14 protein-coding genes are annotated in these 17748 nt (G+C 45.6%); 6 read left to right on the top strand and 8 right to left on the bottom strand.

Annotation, left to right across the window (positions count from 1 at the left end):
* Positions 1 to 65: 65 nt before the first annotated feature.
* The 3 genes from H6F74_RS02945 to H6F74_RS02935 all read right to left on the bottom strand — a co-directional run bounded on the left by H6F74_RS02945 (position 66) and on the right by H6F74_RS02935 (position 3012).
* Positions 66 to 1286, bottom strand: a complete 1221-nt coding sequence (locus H6F74_RS02945) for an FAD-dependent hydroxylase (protein WP_190436030.1) — start codon at positions 1284 to 1286, stop codon at positions 66 to 68.
* Positions 1287 to 1548: 262 nt separating this feature from the next.
* Entirely contained in the window at positions 1549 to 2004 is a 456-nt protein-coding gene (locus H6F74_RS02940) for an orange carotenoid protein N-terminal domain-containing protein (RefSeq protein ID WP_190436027.1), read from the bottom strand.
* 240 nt (positions 2005 to 2244) lie between these two features.
* A complete protein-coding gene (locus tag H6F74_RS02935) occupies positions 2245 to 3012 on the bottom strand; it encodes a YebC/PmpR family DNA-binding transcriptional regulator (protein WP_190436025.1) in 768 nt (255 codons plus the stop codon).
* 351 nt (positions 3013 to 3363) lie between these two features.
* On the opposite strand from H6F74_RS02935, the gene H6F74_RS02930 reads away from it, so the two are divergent.
* Positions 3364 to 4653, top strand: a complete 1290-nt coding sequence (locus H6F74_RS02930; RefSeq protein ID WP_190436021.1) for an ABC transporter substrate-binding protein — start codon at positions 3364 to 3366, stop codon at positions 4651 to 4653.
* 102 nt (positions 4654 to 4755) lie between these two features.
* Here H6F74_RS02930 and H6F74_RS02925 read toward each other — a convergent pair whose 3' ends face one another.
* A complete protein-coding gene (locus H6F74_RS02925) occupies positions 4756 to 5838 on the bottom strand; it encodes a glucokinase (RefSeq protein WP_190436017.1) in 1083 nt (360 codons plus the stop codon).
* 4 nt (positions 5839 to 5842) lie between these two features.
* Positions 5843 to 6487 carry a histidine phosphatase family protein gene (locus tag H6F74_RS02920; protein WP_190436014.1) on the bottom strand — a complete coding sequence of 215 codons (645 nt, stop codon included), beginning with the start codon at positions 6485 to 6487 and terminating at the stop codon, positions 5843 to 5845.
* Between the two features lie 515 nt (positions 6488 to 7002).
* On the opposite strand from H6F74_RS02920, the gene H6F74_RS02915 reads away from it, so the two are divergent.
* From H6F74_RS02915 to mutT, 3 genes are all read left to right on the top strand, one after another.
* Positions 7003 to 7959, top strand: coding sequence for an RNA polymerase sigma factor, RpoD/SigA family (locus tag H6F74_RS02915; protein ID WP_190436011.1), 957 nt, complete (start codon positions 7003 to 7005; stop codon positions 7957 to 7959).
* 250 nt (positions 7960 to 8209) lie between these two features.
* Positions 8210 to 8557, top strand: a complete 348-nt coding sequence (locus H6F74_RS02910; protein WP_190436085.1) for a DUF760 domain-containing protein — start codon at positions 8210 to 8212, stop codon at positions 8555 to 8557.
* 194 nt (positions 8558 to 8751) lie between these two features.
* Positions 8752 to 9162 carry an 8-oxo-dGTP diphosphatase MutT gene (gene mutT / locus H6F74_RS02905; RefSeq protein WP_190436008.1) on the top strand — a complete coding sequence of 137 codons (411 nt, stop codon included), beginning with the start codon at positions 8752 to 8754 and terminating at the stop codon, positions 9160 to 9162.
* Between the two features lie 56 nt (positions 9163 to 9218).
* On the opposite strand, the gene H6F74_RS02900 is transcribed toward mutT, so the two are convergent.
* Entirely contained in the window at positions 9219 to 10394 is a 1176-nt protein-coding gene (locus H6F74_RS02900) for a histidine kinase (protein WP_190436082.1), read from the bottom strand.
* Positions 10395 to 10525: 131 nt separating this feature from the next.
* Between H6F74_RS02900 and H6F74_RS02895 the strand changes: the two genes are divergently transcribed.
* Together H6F74_RS02895 and H6F74_RS02890 are read left to right on the top strand one after the other, a co-directional pair.
* Positions 10526 to 12169, top strand: coding sequence for a DUF2079 domain-containing protein (locus H6F74_RS02895; protein ID WP_190436005.1), 1644 nt, complete (start codon positions 10526 to 10528; stop codon positions 12167 to 12169).
* 691 nt (positions 12170 to 12860) lie between these two features.
* The gene (locus H6F74_RS02890) at positions 12861 to 14051 is read left to right on the top strand and encodes a glycosyltransferase family 4 protein (RefSeq protein WP_190436002.1); all 1191 of its coding nucleotides are present in this window, start codon (positions 12861 to 12863) and stop codon (positions 14049 to 14051) included.
* Positions 14052 to 14303: 252 nt separating this feature from the next.
* On the opposite strand, the gene H6F74_RS02885 is transcribed toward H6F74_RS02890, so the two are convergent.
* Together H6F74_RS02885 and H6F74_RS02880 are read right to left on the bottom strand one after the other, a co-directional pair.
* Positions 14304 to 16100, bottom strand: a complete 1797-nt coding sequence (locus H6F74_RS02885; RefSeq protein WP_190436000.1) for a serine/threonine-protein kinase — start codon at positions 16098 to 16100, stop codon at positions 14304 to 14306.
* Between the two features lie 289 nt (positions 16101 to 16389).
* Positions 16390 to 17691, bottom strand: coding sequence for a serine/threonine-protein kinase (locus tag H6F74_RS02880; protein WP_190435998.1), 1302 nt, complete (start codon positions 17689 to 17691; stop codon positions 16390 to 16392).
* Positions 17692 to 17748: the final 57 nt, after the last annotated feature.

The raw sequence follows: 17748 nt of genomic DNA, 5'->3' as shown, positions 1-17748 counted from the left end.
ACTGGTGGTTATTGGTAATTAGGTAGCAGCGTATCACCAATTAATATTTCAGCCAGAGGTGATTTTTAGCGAGAAGCCAATTCTGGATGGCGACCCCTTAAACCAGTCATCAACTGCAAAGCATACTTCTTGACAGGATGTATCCGTCGCAGCATCCATAAACCTAGACGACGAATTGCTACAACTGGCAAAAAATTGTTAGAAAACATTCGATCTAGAAAATCGGTGAAACCTAAAATTGTCAAGTTCTCGGTTTTGCGCCAGCGTTCGTAGCGTTTGAGTACGCGGATGTCCCCGATATCTTCACCCGAATTGTGGGCAGTTTGCAAGATTTGCGCGATCGCAGCTGCATCGCGAATCCCTAAATTCATCCCTTGTCCCGCTACTGGATGACAACAGTGGGCTGCATCGCCAATCAAAGCTAGTCGGGGAAGAGTGTAGCGATCGCTGTGCATCAACTGTACCGGAAAAAGATAGCGATCGCCATCAAGTTCCAAATGCCCCAACTCTCCACCTGTGCGGTGTTCCAGTTCTGCGAGAAATTCCTTTTCATCTAGTTCCTTCAAAGCTTTCGCTTCCGCGTGGGGTGCAGTCCACACAACTTGGCAGCGATTTCCTGGTAACGGCAAAACTCCCATCGGGCCGCTAGGCCAGAATCTTTCGTAGGCGATATTATTATGGGGTCTTTCGGTTTTAATCGTTGCCACTACGCAGGATTGCCAGTAGTGCCAGCCTTGGGTGCGGATACCAGCTGTTTCCCGAATACGCGATCGCGCCCCATCTGCTGCCACTAGCAACTTTGTGCGGATAACTTTGCGATCGCCGTTCGCACTCAATTCTATCTCTACCGCTTCAGCTTTATATTCTGCGTTCACCACTTCTGCTGGACACAGCCACGACACATTCGGGGAATTTTCTAGACACTCCTGCAAAGCAGTTAGCAACACCCGATGTTCCGCAGCATAACCCAATCTTTCCGTGCCTAAATCCGGGGGATAGAACTGCACCACGCGAGGATCTTCGGCATCCGAGAGGCTAATTTGCCCAAATTCAGTAATTTGAGGCAAAATTTTATCCCAAATGCCGATTCCCTGGAAGATGCGCCCCGACATTAGGGAAATGACGTATGCTCGTCCTATGGCTACAGCAGCAGATTGAAGCGATCGCTCTATTAACACTACCCGCAACCGGGAATCCTTCAAGGCACAAGCCAGGGTTGCCCCGACAATACCACCACCGACAATTGCCAAGTCGTAGTCAAAATTATCTGTCTGTTGCAGCGCCATTTTTAACAAAATTTGTCAAACAAGATAAGAATATTTACTTTTCTTTATTTTGACGCGAACAGCCCAAGCGAGCAAGGCAGAGCTTCTTTTTTCTGGACTTCTGGCTGTAGGGGCATGGCAATCCCCCTACCAAACGTTAGAACCGCAATATATTCCACCCAACTGAGAAAGGCTATAAAGTCTGACGCGATCGAATAAAAAGGCTGCTTCAAGCAGCCTTTTTAATCTTCTAAAGCCTGGGTGGGCAGGCTATATTTGCTACTTACTTAGCACCCATCTCAATCACTGCACTCCGCATGAAGTTGATCCGCTCTTCAAAGCCGAGTTGCTTGATCTGAGATACAAACTCATTGGTTTCTTCTGGCAATTCGTAGTCAGAAGGCACTTGGATGATTTCGCCTTTATCCATACCTTGTGCTAGACGCAGCCAAATATCTAACTGAGAACTGGAACTCATAGAGCCATATGCACGGCTGAGATCGCTATCAGCTTTGGAAATGATATCGCGTTGCACCTGTAGCTGTTGCTCTTTGGGCAGCGCCACGATGTGATGATATATAGTTTCGGCTTCTGCTTGAGCAGAAGTGGCATTGGCTGGTGTCAGTTGATCTTTGATGTCGAGGTAGCCAAACCACAGAATACCAAGCTGAGTATCCGCATCGAAACGCTGAAAGGTTTCTAAGGATTTTCTGGTAGTTTCATCGGTTGCAAATGTCATTTAAATCTCCGAATGCTTAGTAAAATCGTCTGTCTATGAAATATTGAGTAACTTTCGTTTTGCCTCAATATTAAGATTTAATAAGCTCAGAGCTAAGGATTAACCACGCTGAAGACAGATATAGCGATCGCTACTCGCGACGGATGTACATATCTCATATCGCCTATAATCCATTCACCAGTGTAAAATTAGTCACATTGTGTCGGGCAGGCAAGATGCCTGCCCGACAAAAAGATATAGTTAACAAACTAGACTCAGAGACATCAGCTCATCCGCCATTTCAAAGTTAGCGGTGACATTTTGGACATCATCCAAGTTTTCCAGGGTGTCGATTAATTTTAAGAGCGATCGCGCAATTTCTGGATCGGCTACTTCCATTGTGTTGTTGGGAATCCAGCGCAGTTCCACCCCACCGACTTTAAAGCCTTTTTCCTTCAAGGTGCGCTCAAGGTCTTCCAAATTTTCCACAGAGGTAAATACCTCAGCACCTTCATTATCCTCATCCTCAATCAGCTCATAAGACTCAGCACCGCCTTCTAAAGACGCTTCCAGCAGCGAGTCTTCCTCAACCGCACCTACTACCGTGCAAACGCCTTTTTGCTCAAACATCCACGATACGCAACCAGTTTCACCGAGATTGCCACCATTTTTACTAAAAGCTGCTCTCAAGTCAGCTGCGGTACGATTACGATTATCTGTAAGCGCTTCCACCAAAATCGCCACACCGCCGGAACCATAGCCTTCGTAACGAATTGTTTCTAGTTGAGCGCCACCTTCCCAAGTACCAGCACCCTTTGCGATCGCTCGATCAATATTATCATTCGGAATTCCTGCCGCCTTCGCCTTATCAATCGCCGTCCGCAGTTGAAAATTGCCGGTTGGATCTGGGATACCGCTTCGAGCTGCCACAATAATAGCGCGAGACAGTTGCGTGAAAGTCTTACCCTTCACCGCATCTACTCTCGCCTTCTGACGCTTAATATTTGCCCACTTACTATGTCCTGCCATACACTTAAATCATTAACACGCTTATTCAAAAATAGCTTGTAGCTTGTAGGTTAGGTTAAGGCTTACCTATCCAACATTAATCCTACTCTGCTATATCAAATTTTTGGGTGAGGTAAGTGTCTAGCGGTTTTATAAGAATCTATTTGAGTAGAGGCGTTGTATACAAAGAAGAGGTGGTGGATTTACGTCTTTTATTTGGAACAACTTAGATGTTCTAGTTAAGAATAAATAAAAGTTTAGGTTTATTATAGTAACTTTTAAATTAATCTAAATAATTAATTTTGTAATATGTTGAGGTTTATAAATGTTAAAATTAATTCTATCTGTTAATATTAAATAATTTTTTATATTATGTCGCTGGGATTGGATATATTGGGTCGCATTTTGCTGCGGTGTTTGCTGTTGGGTGTCTGTTTGCTATGTTTGGCGGGATGTCAAGTGCAGCAACAGGTGGGTGTAGTTAAGTTGACGTTGTGGCAAGGGGTGAATCCGCCGCCAAATCGGGATGTGTTGCAGTCGTTGGTGGATAAGTTTAATCGACAGCATCTGGATATTCAGGTGGAATCGCTTTATGTGGGTCAGGCGGATCAGCAGTTGCCGAAGATTCTGGCGGCGGTGGTGGGAAATGCGCCTCCGGATATGTTGTGGTTTTCGCCGATGCTGACGGGTCAGCTGGTGGAGTTGGATGCTATTCGTCCTTTGGAAGATTGGTTAAATGCGTCACCGATACGTGATGAAGTTGACCCAGCTTTGTTTGAATCGATGCAGTACGCGGGTCATACTTGGTCGGTGCCGTTTGGAACGAATAATGTGGGAGTTTTTTACCGTCCGAGTCTGTTTCAGGCGGCGGGGATAACTCAGTTGCCGAAATCTTGGGAGGAGTTGCGACAAGTTGCGCGAACTTTAACTAGCGATCGCGATGGGGATAACCGCATCGACCAACACGGGATGCTTTTGCCTTTGGGGAAAGGGGAATTTGCGGTATTTCTATGGTTGCCGTTTATGTGGAGTGCCGGCGGCGACTTTACAATTGGGAATGATAGGGCAAGTGTGAATCTTGTTAATGAGGGCGCGATCGCTGCTTTGCAATTCTGGCGCCATCTCATAGATGATAAATCGGCGGTTTTGTCTTTGCCAGAACGCGGTTATGAGTTAGATAATTTTCTTACTGGTAAGGTGGCGATGCAACTTACTGGCCCTTGGACACTGGGACAATTGAACGCAAGTGGTGTAGATTATGGCGTTTTCCCAATTCCGGCACAGACGCAACAGGCGACGGCGATGGGAGGAGAAAATCTATTTATCCTCAAAACAACTCCAGAACGAGAACGCGCTGCTTGGACGTTTGCCCAGTACGTTATCAGCGAAGAATTTCAAATTCAGTGGGCGCTGGGAACAGGTTATTTACCAGTAAATCTCAAATCGCGGCAAAGTGCGGAATATCAAGAATTTATTGGGAAGTCACCAGCGCTGAAGGTGTTTTTGGAACAAGCAAAAGATGCGCGATCGCGTCCTATCTTTCCTGGTTATAACCGAATCTCGGAAAATTTGGGCAGGGCGCTTGAGGGGGTATTATTAGGTAAAAGTTCGCCTCAAGAAGCACTCAATGCTTCCCAGCAGCGACTAAATTTGGTTTTTTAACGCTTTAGGTACGCAGAGGTTAACGTTGTGATACACCGCATTTTATCCCCCAATCCGATAAATTGGGGGCTTTGAGAAGTTTACCTCTCCGAAAAGTATTGACTACAATCTGGCGGCGCAAATAGCAGCACCGATGAGTCCGACTTGCGGATTTAAAACTATATGTACTGGCACCCTTTCTAGTAAAGGACTGACGCGACCTTTGTGGGTGAAAGCATGAAGAAAACTTCCCTCTTTTATCAGTGGGAGAATTTTAGCAGCGATGCCACCAGCAACGTAAAGACCACCATAAGGTAATAGCTTGATAGCAAGATTACCTGCTTCGGCACCATAAGCTTCTACAAATAATTGTAGGGTTTGTTCCGAGAGGCGATCGCTTTTTTCTAAGGCAGCTTTGGCAATGGCAGCCGCTGGATCTACAGTTTTCTCACTTCTGCCTGCTTCTTGTTCCCAAGTTCTGACCGTTTGTCCAATTTCTGGCATTTCAATGGCAATTTGTCGATCTCTCAAGAATTGGTAAATCGCCACAATCCCTTGCCCAGAAACTACCCTTTCTACAGAAATACGCTGGATATTGTGCTTATCAAGCAAGTATTTTAACAGCCCAAATTCTAATTCCGAGCGGGGAGCAAAGTCAGCGTGTCCGCCTTCGGAAGGAAACACTTGATAGAGATTGGCTGCCGTTCGGATCAAAAATCCTTGTCCTAAGCCTGTACCAGCACCAATTACCGCAATGGGAGCCTCTGGCTGATGTTTGCCAGTTTGCAAGGTGTACAAGTCAGACTCAGCTAGACCCAAGACACCATAACCAACGGCGGCAAAATCGTTAATTAAAATGATTGATTTTATTCCCAGTTGCTGCTCTAGACGTTTGGCATCCAGTGACCAAGTTAAATTGGTGAGGCTAGAGGTATTCTTGACCACAGGGCCTGCGATCGCAAAACAAGCCTTTTGCGGCACCAGCACTCCCCCTTGTATTTCCTGCGTCAACGCCGGGAAAACTGAGGGAATTCTCTCCGTAGCAGCTTTGAGAAACTGCTGCACTATCGGCACCAAATCGGGATAGTTGCGGCTAGGGTAAATCGCTTCGTAGAGGGTGTGTAATGATCCCTCAGCATCAGCCTCATTAACTAAGCGCAGAATGGTTTTGGTGCCGCCGATATCGCCTGCCAAAAGTAAGGTCATAACTCTAGTGAAACCGGATGACTTTTTCGCTTTGACTTAAGTGGGAGGTATCCCCGTTGAGTTCCATCACCCATTTTTCACCATCACGCACCAGCTTAACCAAACAACACAAAGCAGCGTTGACTTGGGTGCTTTCGGGTGTACCGCCTACTAACCCGATTGTCGCACCCAGGACGGAGGCTCCGTGACCCACCAGCAGAATATCTTCTGAAAATGCTGCTAGTTGTCTTGCTGTTTCTCCGGAACGTTCCAGCGATTCTTCCCCGGTTTCGGGATACTTGGCAATAATGCGAGAGGTGTAACTCAGGTCAATTCGGGGAAATTGCTCGTGCAATGTTAACAAAGATAATTTTTCTGGCATTGCTGGCATCCAGTGAGGATTCAGCCATTCGCTTAAGCCAGACTCTAGTTTTATAGGTAAATCGAGGACGGATGCCACTTCGTTAGCAGTTTGAACTGTTCGCAAAAAAGGGGAGGCAAAAATGTGGGCAATGCTTTCTCCTTTCAGACGTTGCGCCAGTTGTTTTGCTTGCACCACACCATCAGAAGAGAGTGGTGGATCGTAGGGACGTTCGGCGGTTAAGAACCAGTCGGGGTTCACGAAGTCGAGACGGTTGGCGTGTCTTGCAATCCAGATAGTTTGAGTCATACGTTTTTTTATATATTCCTACAGGCTCTGTTGCTAAGGGCGCATTCTGTTGCGTTCAAATATACTCACTCCCACAGGCTCAAGCCTTGATGCTCGAAAAAGGTAGCCTACTCCCGGCAGCCTTTAGTCGTCAGGCGTTTTGACTCTTTTCATGATAGAAGCGATCGCTACCCCATCTTCTCATTGGCATCCCCAAATTCTTAATTTAAGTTTAAGTTTTTTATTTTTGCGAAATTTAGCGCTTCAATAGCCCGTATTGCCTTCTACTCTCAGACCTTACTGCCTTTGTTTCCTCGCCTGACTGCCCGAATTTCTCACCTTATAGCAAGCATCAGCAAAGTTTTTCTCATTTTGTTTTCCAAGATGCAATTGTCAAGGCTCTTCGTGGGTATCCTCTTAAATAGCTATACCTAAAGCAAGTAAGGCTAGGAAACCCCCTCCGGGGATAGACAAAGCAGCTTTAAGGAATGTTACAATAATTAACAAGCGATCGCTCTGATTAAAGACTAAGCACTATGAAAACTGCTCAGACCTCCACAGATACCGTCCGTGCTTACCTACGAGAAATTGGGCGCGTTCCCCTGCTAACGCACGAGCAGGAAATCCTTTTTGGGAAACAAGTACAGCGCTCAACCGCCTTAATAGAACTAAAAAATACACTTTTAACTCAGTTAGGACATGAGCCAACTGAGGCAGAGTGGGCAAATGCAGCTGGGTTGTCAGACACAGAATTACAGCAAGCGATCGCACTAGGAGAGATAGCCAAACGCAAGATGGTGGAGGCTAACTTGCGGCTAGTAGTGTCGGTTGCCAAAAAATACATCAAGCGCAACGTTGACCTGTTGGACTTAATCCAAGAAGGCACAATGGGAATGCAGCGCGGGGTCGAGAAATTTGATCCTACCAAAGGTTATAGATTTTCCACCTACGCCTACTGGTGGATTCGGCAGGCAATTACCAGAGCGATCGCAGAAAAAGGACGGACAATTCGCCTCCCGATTCATATCACCGAAAAGCTGAACAAAATCAAAAAAGCCCAACGCCAACTAGCTCAGAATCTAGGACGGGCCGCCACAGCCGCTGAACTTGCCGCCGAACTAGAACTAACCCCCAAGCAAGTCAGAGAGTACCTAGAAAGGGCGCGTCAGCCGCTTTCCTTGGATCTGCGCGTCGGCGATAACCAGGATACAGAACTGGTAGAGTTGTTGGAAGACGATGGCCCTACCCCAGAAGACTTTGCCACCCAATCATCTCTTCAAGTTGACTTGGAAAAACTGATGGCAGATTTGACCCCTCAGCAGCGCCAAGTATTGGCACTGCGCTTTGGTTTGGCGGATGGGCAAGCCTTGACGTTAGCAAAAATAGGCGATCTCCTAAATATCAGTCGGGAACGAGTGCGGCAGATTGAACGAGAAGCCCTCTCCAAACTCCGCAAGCGCAAAGCTGATATGCGGGAATATATTGCCAGCTAATAGAAGGATGGCTAATTGTTTATTGCCATTAGCCATTCGCAAATCAGAAACTGGTGATACAATCCGCCGTTTTGAGTTCGGTTCTACTCACTGTACCCACCCAATTAACTTGCTACATTTGTTTACATAAAGGTAAATAAATCTCGGAGCGAGTTTCCGGGTCAACCAGTACAACCAACAGATGAGCAGCAATCTATCCTGGTGCAAAGAACTGGGAGCAGCTGCCGCTCTTCAAGAACGGAGGAACAAGGTGAACAACCCGTCAAATCGAGTCTCAGAATTTTTTGAAAACGATTCAGAAGGCGGCAACTTGCTTTGGCAATACGTCCAATCTATGAATCCAGACACGATTACCCAACTTTCCAAACCCTCTTCTCAGGAAGTGTTTCAGGTAATGGAACGCAACATCGTGGGGCTGTTGGGGAATCTACCACCAGAACACTTTGGTGTTACAGTCACTACCAATCGTGAAAATCTGGGGCGTTTGCTGGCTTCGGCAATGATTAGCGGCTATTTTCTGCGTAACGCCGAACAGCGGATGACGTTTGAGAAATCCTTACAAGCTGCCACTGAAGCCAACTCTTTGGAAGCTGAGTAATAAACGTCAGGCGATGTGCTTTTCTTAAATACCTGTAGAACGAGCGTCTCGCCTGTTTGATGATTGGAGGCGGGACGCTACGGTAAATCAAGGTACAGGGTAAATAAAGGTACAGCGTCCAAAATAGCAGAACTCGGCAGACTTACTTTCTCGTCTGCCGAGTTCTGCTATTTTGGAGGAAAAGTGATTCTCTTATGAGCCAAACTTCCGCGCCTCTCCCTCATAAGTCAATTGGCGTTGCTGTTATCTGGAACGAGCAAAGACAAATTTTAATAGATCGAAGACGCCCAGGCGGTTTAATGGGTGGACTTTGGGAATTCCCCGGCGGCAAAATCGAGCCTGGAGAAACCGTCGTGGAATGTATAAAAAGAGAAATCAAAGAAGAGTTGGGAATTGAAATAGAAGTAGGCGATCGCTTAATCGTTATCGACTACACCTATAGCAAATTTAGCATCACCCTCAACGTCCATCACTGCCAACACCTTACAGGCATTCCCCAACCCATTGAATCCGAAGAAGTGCGTTGGGTGACACTCGATCAACTCGATCAGTATCCCTTTCCCGCCGCTAATATCCAGATTATCAACGCCCTGCGGAAAAATTAACAATTCTTCCCTCATCGCTCGTTTCCAGGCTCAGCCTGGGAACGAGGTAAGATACTCTATCGATAAACTGGCAGGGTGAAGTGAAAACTGCTGCCTTTATCAGAAGCCGAATCTACCCAAATTCGCCCATAATGCGCCCGGATAATGCGCTGACACAACCCAAGACCAATCCCATATCCATCTTTTGCTTCATCTCGCTCCAGCCGATAGCGATCCTCAAAGATCCGGTCTTGATTCTCTACAGGGATGCCAGGGCCAGTGTCGTCAACACTCACTTGAATTTTCTGTGTAGTGCGGTGAAGCATCGAAACCTGGATTTTTCCTCCTTCTGGAGTGTACTTAATCGCATTATCCAGCAGGTTTACAATCACCTGACGCACCCGTTCTTCATCTGCATAAACATAGGGCAGATCGTTGGGAATATCGGTTTTTAAGGATTGAGATTTTGCCTGACACCGATTTTTCAAGGAGTTGAGAACCTCATGGCACAGCGCCCCCAAGTCTAACTTCAGAGGTTTAATATGTAATTCAGCGCTCGTCCCCCTAGAAGCTTGCAGAATATCTGTAATCATCCTGTCCATAGCGCGGAGTTGGGAACGAGCCTGTTTGCTTAACTGCTCCATCTGCGCTGGGGTCAACCTGGGAGCGCCGCCACCATTGCTCCAGTTTTGGGTTATTTCTATAGTTTCCACTGCCAGAGAGGCAGCTGTCAGGGGACTACGCAGGTCGTGAGCCAACATAGCAACCACTCGGTCTTTGAACTTTAGCTGCGCCAGCAGTTCTTCTTTTTCTTTCTTGAGGCGAAAAATTTCGTCAGACAGTTGAATAAGTTCTGCGGAATGGGCAACGGAACTAATTGCTGATTTTGGTGTCTGTGTTGTCGGTGCCTCAGTTGGGAGTGGTAAATTCTGTTGATATTCCTCAACACAAAGTTGCCAGCGGGGCCACCAATTCTTCAACTGAGTTACTAAATCACTACCAGCAAGAGTCTGTCGGGGTTCTGGATGGATTTTAATCAGAGCAGGAGTCGCTATAAGTTTAAAGTGTTCAGCCAAATAAGGCTGTTCCCCCACCTCGATCACCTGAATTTCAAAGGCATATTGTGCCTTGAGCTGAGCTAAATAACTGTGTATTTGTTGAATCTGTTTGCGCGAACTAGGACGCTCATCAACGAACAGCACTAGCTGTAGTGACGCTTCAGAAGCCGTAGGTTTTTCAGGAGCTGCCTGTATGTAATCTGGTTTCAGCACTGGCACCAACCGGGGACGCTTTGACTGTGAGTGAGACTAACTGACAGTTGAACAGAATCCAAGATCCGCTTTCAATTTAATATCTATTTAACATTTATAAACGATTGTAAGTGATGTTGTTAAGATTACAGAAGCAGTCAGTGTTGCGGATGGTGATGGGCGCAGCGATCGCGTTCTTTTTGTTTACCCTAATTCTCACCCTGCACCGACACTACACCTTCTATTCCTCCTACGACCAGGGCATCTTTAATCAAGTCTTCTGGAACAACCTTCACGGTCGTTTCTTTCAAAGTACGCTTTCTTCCCAACTTTCCACCAACGTCGTCCACAATGGCGAAGTACCAGAGGTTTTTTACCACCGCTTAGGGCAACACTTCACGCCTGCTCTCTTGCTCTGGCTACCGCTGTATGCTTTATTCCCTTACCCAGCAACTCTCACCGTATTACAAGTCACTCTTGTAACTGCCGCTGGTTTGGTTCTGTATGTCTTGGCACGACAGTATTTGGAACCACCGCTGTCAGCGATGATTACCGTCAGCTTTTACTGCGCTAACGCTGTCCTCGGCCCTACTTTATCCAACTTCCACGACATTTGCCAGATTCCCCTGTTTATGTTTACTCTGCTGCTGGCAATGGAAAAACGCTGGTGGTGGTTGTTCTGGGTGGTGGCTGTTTTGATTTTGGCGGTGCGGGAAGATAGCGGAGTGAGTTTGTTTGGTGTCGGCTTTTACATGATCCTCAGCAAACGCTATCCGCGCATTGGTCTTGCTGTCTGTACTCTCAGCTTTGGTTACATGATTGTTCTCACCAATCTGATCATGCCGCTATTTTCCGAAGATATTTCCCAGCGGTTTATGATGGAACGGTTTGGTCAGTACGCGGATGGCGATGAAGCTTCCACTCTGGAAATTATCTGGGGAATGGTTAGCAATCCGATGCGGCTAATAGTAGAGTTATTTTCACCCTTAGACCGCACGATTAAGTATTTGTTAGGCCAATGGTTGCCTTTAGCTTTTGTACCAGCGATCGCGCCTGCTTCTTGGATGATAGCTGGATTTCCCCTCTTAAAACTGCTGTTGGGTAAAGGTATGTCCGTCCTCGCCATCAGCATTCGCTACGCCATGACAGTTGTACCTGGACTATTTTACGGGACGATTCTCTGGTGGGGAAGAAAGCAGAAGAGTAGAGGAGCAGAGGGGATGTCCAATTCCCAACCCCCAATTTCCAATTCCTTTCGCCGCTTTTGGATAATTTGCCTAAGCCTTTCTCTATTTTTTACCTTTACATCTAACCCGAATCGGACTCTTTATTTCCTGATTCCAGATTCCATTCAGCCTTTGGTTTATGTTTCACTCCCGCGACAGTGGGAACACGTCAGCCAAGTGCGTCCGTTGCTGGCTCAAATTCCGCCAGATGCTAGCGTTACTGCAAGTACCTATCTCATTCCGCATCTTTCCGGTCGCCGCGAAATTATCCGCTTTCCTAACTTGCAGCTACGCAACGATGCGCGTGAGGTTGTGAATGTGGATTACATTATTGCTGACTTGTGGCAGATGCAGCAGTATCAAACCGCTTTTCGGGAGGAACGGGAACTCTTGCAAAATGGCATTCCTTTTATTGAGCAATTGTCTAGTAGTGGGCAGTATGGGATTATTGGGTTTAAAGATGGGGTGATTTTGATGCAAAAAGGTGCTGCGTCGGTAGAACAAGCGATCGCATCTTGGCAAGCCTTTCGCCAACAGGTTCCGCCCAAGTAAGTTTTAAACTAATTGTCCAGATAGACTGGGAAAACTATCTGGACTCTTTATCGGGACTCCGCCACAAGCCGAGTAAGAAGCGGCATAGGCTGTAGGCGATCGCACTTAGATACTTCCATCCACCCATAATCCGCATTCGCACGGAAGCCCTAGAGGGCGATCGCGTGACAATATTAATTTACAGATAACGACCCCTGCATGGCTGAAAATTTACGCGATCGCATCTTTGATCCGTTGTTCACCACCAAAGCGGTAGGTAAAGTTACTTTTCTGCTGTTGTCTATTAGTTATTAGATTGTTTTGGAAAAACACGGCGGTTAATTGAAGTGTATTTCAGAGCTTGGTTTTGGGTCTTGAGGGATTGAGATTACGAGAAAGGCAGTACATCAAGGGTTAGGGACTGGTAACTAAAAAGGCTCTCATGCAAAGAAAAGAATTTTTTACTTTTCCCTTTTTCTTTCTTTAAAGGCTGCGGATTAGAAAAAGTTTTGTAATTTTCTGCATTTAACCTATTTATTGATCGTTACTCAACTTAGAGTCGCGATCGCAGCAACTTTGCTGTCAATCCCTGCTAAATGTTAAAAGATTATTAAAGTTTTTTACATCTTACACTAATTCAGGTATAAGACTATAACTTTGAGAAATATGTCAATCTATAGCAATTTGTAAATTTATTAGGGAGACGGGAGTTATGAAGATTTTGGTACTAACTTGGGAGTTTCCGCCGCGCATTGTGGGAGGGATTGCCCGCCATGTAGGAGAGTTATATCCAGAGATTGCCAAGCTGGGGCATGAAGTCCACTTGCTGACGGTAGAGTTTGGTCATGCGCCGCTGTATGAGGTGGTGGATGGTGTACACGTGCATCGGGTACCAGTCGGTTGCGGTCACGACTTCTTCCACTGGGTTGTGAATCTAAACCAAAGCATGGGGATTCACGGTGGTAAATTAATGATCGAAGAAGGGCCGTTTGATTTGATCCACGCCCATGATTGGCTGGTAGGAGATGCTGCGATCGCGCTCAAGCACAACTTTAAAGTTCCCCTAGTTGCCACCGTCCACGCCACAGAATTTGGCCGTTACAACGGCATCTACAACGACGACCACCGATATATTAGTGGTAAAGAAAAGCTTCTCGCCTATAACGCATGGCGGATAATTGTCTGTACCAACTATATGCGGCAAGAAGTAGAACGGGCTTTAGAAAGTCCTTGGGACAAAATTGATGTAATTTACAACGGCATCCGACCGGAGAAGAAACGCAGGGCGCATGAATTTGATGCTTGGAACTTCCGCCGTCGCTTTGCTGAAGATAGGGAAAAAATTGTCTATTACGTCGGGCGAATGTCCCACGAGAAGGGCGTTTCCGTGCTGCTGAATGCTGCCCCCAAGGTAATTTGGGAAATGGGAGGTAACGTCAAAATTGTGATTATTGGCGGCGGTAACACCGACCCTCTCAAACAGCAAGCTTGGAATTTAGGCATTTGGGACAAGTGCTATTTCACAGGCTTTATGTCTGATGCTGATTTAGATAAATTTCAAACCGTTGCCGATTGCGCCGTATTTCCCAGCCTTTACGAACCCTTTGGCATTGTTGCCTTAGAAAGCTTTGCAGCCCGCGTTTCAGTTGTAGTATCAGACACGGGTGGTTTACCAGAAGTGGTGCAACACACCAAAACTGGAGTTGTGACTCAGACAAATAACGCTGATTCTCTAGCTTGGGGAATCTTAGAGGTGCTGAAAAATCCAGCTTACGCACAGTGGCTGGTGGACAACGCCTACAAAGATTTAGAACGGCGGTTCAGTTGGACAAAGATAGCGAAACAGACAGAGGAAGTTTATCAGACGGTAGTGCAAGAGCGATCGCAAGTTCACTGGGCGTAATACCGGAATCCCTCCCTAAGCCCCTTTCCACTTCTTCTCTTAGGCTACAGTGTATACAAAAATCTGTCTTAGACTATCTAAATTTCTCGGTTGGTCTTTAGCTTCTTGCCTAGATGTGTATACACGGTAGCTTGAAAAGGGGGGAAAATCAGAGTCAAAGTCCCCCTTAAAAAGGGGGATCTACAACCCCAAACTCTAGACCCAAGACTTGTGTATACACGGTAGCCGTAAACGGGGGTGGAGTTTTTTCCCCTACGGCTTAATCAAATGCTGCTCAAACTTGCGATAGTTAGAAATCAACCTGGCACGTTCAAGAGGCGGGTAAAAAAGCATTGTTCCCAAAGGTAAACCAACTGCCAAAACAGCCAACATCACAAAAGGATTTAACAAGCCTATTTGCAGCCCAATTCCTAAACTCATACCTAACGCAGTTGCTAACAGCGAAACTCCCACAGCAAGACTGGTACTGAATCCTCTTTTTAAGCAAATTGCTGCCAAACTTGCAGCTCCCAAACCAGTTATAAACATACCCAAATCTACCGCGCCAAATCCAGTGGCAGTCTCAGAAGCCCCCCTAAACTGTTCGCCAAAACCAGTGACAAACAAAGCCACAATTCCAGTCACAAAGAAAGCCACAACTGCATCAAGAGCCGCAAACTTAATTTTATTCTTGGCAAGAAGTTTAGATGCAACGGCAGCAGCAGCGGTCGCCGCAACCGCAGCCGCAACCCCAAACACAGCCACAAACAAAGTAACAAACGCCGCCATTACCACACCTATAGAACCACTATCAGCAACAACTCCACTCCAAGCTTCCGCCTCCAACCAAGCCCCTGCTAAAGCAAGTGCAACCAGCGAGGCTAGAGAAATATAAGGGAGTTTTTTTGTAGCAATAGGAATCGGTGCGGTCTGAACTTTAACAGTTACAGCATGAGTTTCTGGCAAAGAATTAGTGTGTAATAAAACCTGTCGCTCATAAGTTTTATTCGCCATCAATCTGCTGGTATTCACCTTAATTTTGCAATTAGATTGATTGCTTTCAAACTTGTCTAAATCAAAAGAAATCCAACTGTGTTCCTCTGGGGTATGCGGTGGGTCGCTTTCGTGTGGTGCAACTTCCCAATTCCCCTCAAGTACCGTATCGGGAATCGAGTTAGTTATTGCGATACTTTGAGTCACCCTTTCACCTAATTTTTTTGCCTTAAATTCCAAACCCGATTGGCTCAGCTTAACTTCTGGTACACGCATCACGTAAATAGGTTTCAGCGCTTCCAAGGCAGCAGCAGCATTAGAATAGCGGTCTTTTGGTTTAATTTCCACCATCTTTTGCAGCCACTCAATCCACCGCAAGCTAAGTTTAGGAACAAGATGCTTAAAATTGATGCGATAATCTTCATCAATTAACTCACCAATTGCCGTAGATTTTATTCCAGTCAGCAAGCAAATCAGCGTTGCTCCCAAACTGTATAAATCTGAAGCTTCGGTGAGATGGCGATGAAATAATTGCTCCGGCGGCATGAAACCTAAAGTTCCTTTTGCCACGCTACTCATCGTCACTTCACCATCACCAATTCTAGCTAAACCAAAATCCACCAGAAACACATTAATTTTCTCATCGACTAAGATATTTTCTGGTTTAATATCCCGATGGATAACGGTGGGAATGCGATTTTGCAGGTAAACCAGAATTTCTAATAGAGAAACAGCAATCTTTTTAATTTCATCCGGGTCAAAACTGCGTGGTACTGCTAATGATGGTGCCTTCTTATACTCCTGCACCATGCAAAAGCCATTTGGCGTTTGGAAAGAATCGAGGTAACGGGGAATGCTGGGGTGTGTTAGCCCCTGTAGCACTTGAATTTCACGCTGATAATTGTCGTATTCTGACCAACTGGCATCTGTTTGGGCGAATTGAAAATGCTTAATAACTACAGGTTGGCGGGTTTTCAGATTTGCAGCCAGATAAGTTACTCGACCTCCGGCGCGGTTTTGTCCCAATTGTCGGACTACCTGATACCCGTGGCTAGACAAGTTTGGGAAGTTACTCATGTGTGTGAGAACGAACGCTCATTTCAACTATTTTATGCAACCGCTACGGGTTGCATCATTCAGCAAACAAGGGACAAATGATCAAAGTTGCCCCTTCTGATCCTAGTTCACAAGTCCCGCAATCGGAATTCCAATTTTTGATGTGATTCAAACGGGCAAAGTGGGGAAACTATACCTAGTTGAGAACTAGCTCATTAGAGGCTTGTAATTATTACACAGCGATCGCGTTTGAAACCCAGTATCTCCAAAGAAGTTAACAATTCTGGCAGTTTGGCATAACCTATCGACATTATTCAGGTAAAAAAGTAATATTCTCCTTCACCACTTTTTGCCCATCCAGGGAGAACACAAAAGTCAAATCACCTGGCTTGTCAACATTTATATCAAAATCATAAAAACACCCCGTACTCAAACTATTTTCTTCAGCCGTGAGAGTCGATTGAACTCCATAAACCATGCGTCCCGTACTATTAAAAACTTGACATAAACAATCGTATTCTTTATCAATTAACTTAAAGTTGACATAAAAATAAACGCGCTTATTATTTTTTGAGATCGAAATATCTTTATTTAATAGTTTATATTTATCATCAAAAGCATGGCTAAACTTTGCCAAAAAATCAACTGCTAAAGTCGATTGAACTGTCTTGCTTTCCGGTGCGTTTAAGTTAAAGCTTGGTGCTATCATCAAAGCAAAAATACTTAAGCCAACCAAGCTAAGGCTGGAAAGTGCAACAGCCTTAATTTGCAAGTTTCGCTGCCTAGAAATGCGATTAACATCAATTGGCTGCAATGCTGCTTTGGCTGTGGCTGCGTTAGGATAGCGTTCTTTAAAATCCGGTGCCACCATTTTTTGCAACCAGTCAAGAAATTGCTGATTTATCTGAGGCACCAAATGTTTAAAATTAATCTGATAAGACGCATCGATTAAGTTGCCAATTTTCGCTGATGGAGTGTTAGTAAGTAAACAAATCAATGTTGCACCTAAACTGTACAAGTCGGATGCTTCCGTCAGCTGACGATTAAACATTTGTTCTGGTGGCATAAATGCCAAAGTGCCTTTAACAACGCTACTCACAGCAACTTCGCCGCCACCGATACGAGCAAAGCCAAAATCCACTAGGTAAACCCTAATTTCCTCGTCAATTCCTACTAAGATATTTTCAGGTTTAATATCCCGGTGGATAACAGGAGGCGTTTGATTTTGCAGATAAATTAAAATATCTAATAGTGAGAGGGCAATATGCTTTATTTCGTCAATTGTCCAGCAACGAGGTGAGGCTAAAGAAGGTGCGGGTTTGTATTCCTGCACCATGCAGAAACCATTGGAAGTTTGGAAGGAATCGAGATACTGCGGGAGACCAGGAGAGGAGAGGCTTTGCAACACTTGAATTTCTCGCTGATAAGCCTCAAAATCTGCCCAATTTGCCCCTGATTGGGCAAACTGAAATTGTTTAATTACAACCTGCACCTCCTCTTGGTAAGGCGGGGTACTTCTTGCCAGATAGGTGACGCGACCACCAGCACGATTGTGTCCTAGTTCGCTTTCAATTTTGTAACCGTGGGGAGAAAAATCTGGAAAGCTGTTCATAATGGTATAACGACGATTTTATATAACTATGTTGCTCTAAAAAACTGAAAACGGGAA

Origin of the sequence: Trichocoleus sp. FACHB-90 (genome assembly GCF_014695505.1) — a bacterium.
Taxonomy (GTDB): Bacteria; Cyanobacteriota; Cyanobacteriia; order Cyanobacteriales; family FACHB-T130; genus Funiculus; species Funiculus sociatus.
Note: the sequence above shows the minus strand (reverse complement) of the source record. Positions and strands in the feature narration are given on the sequence as shown.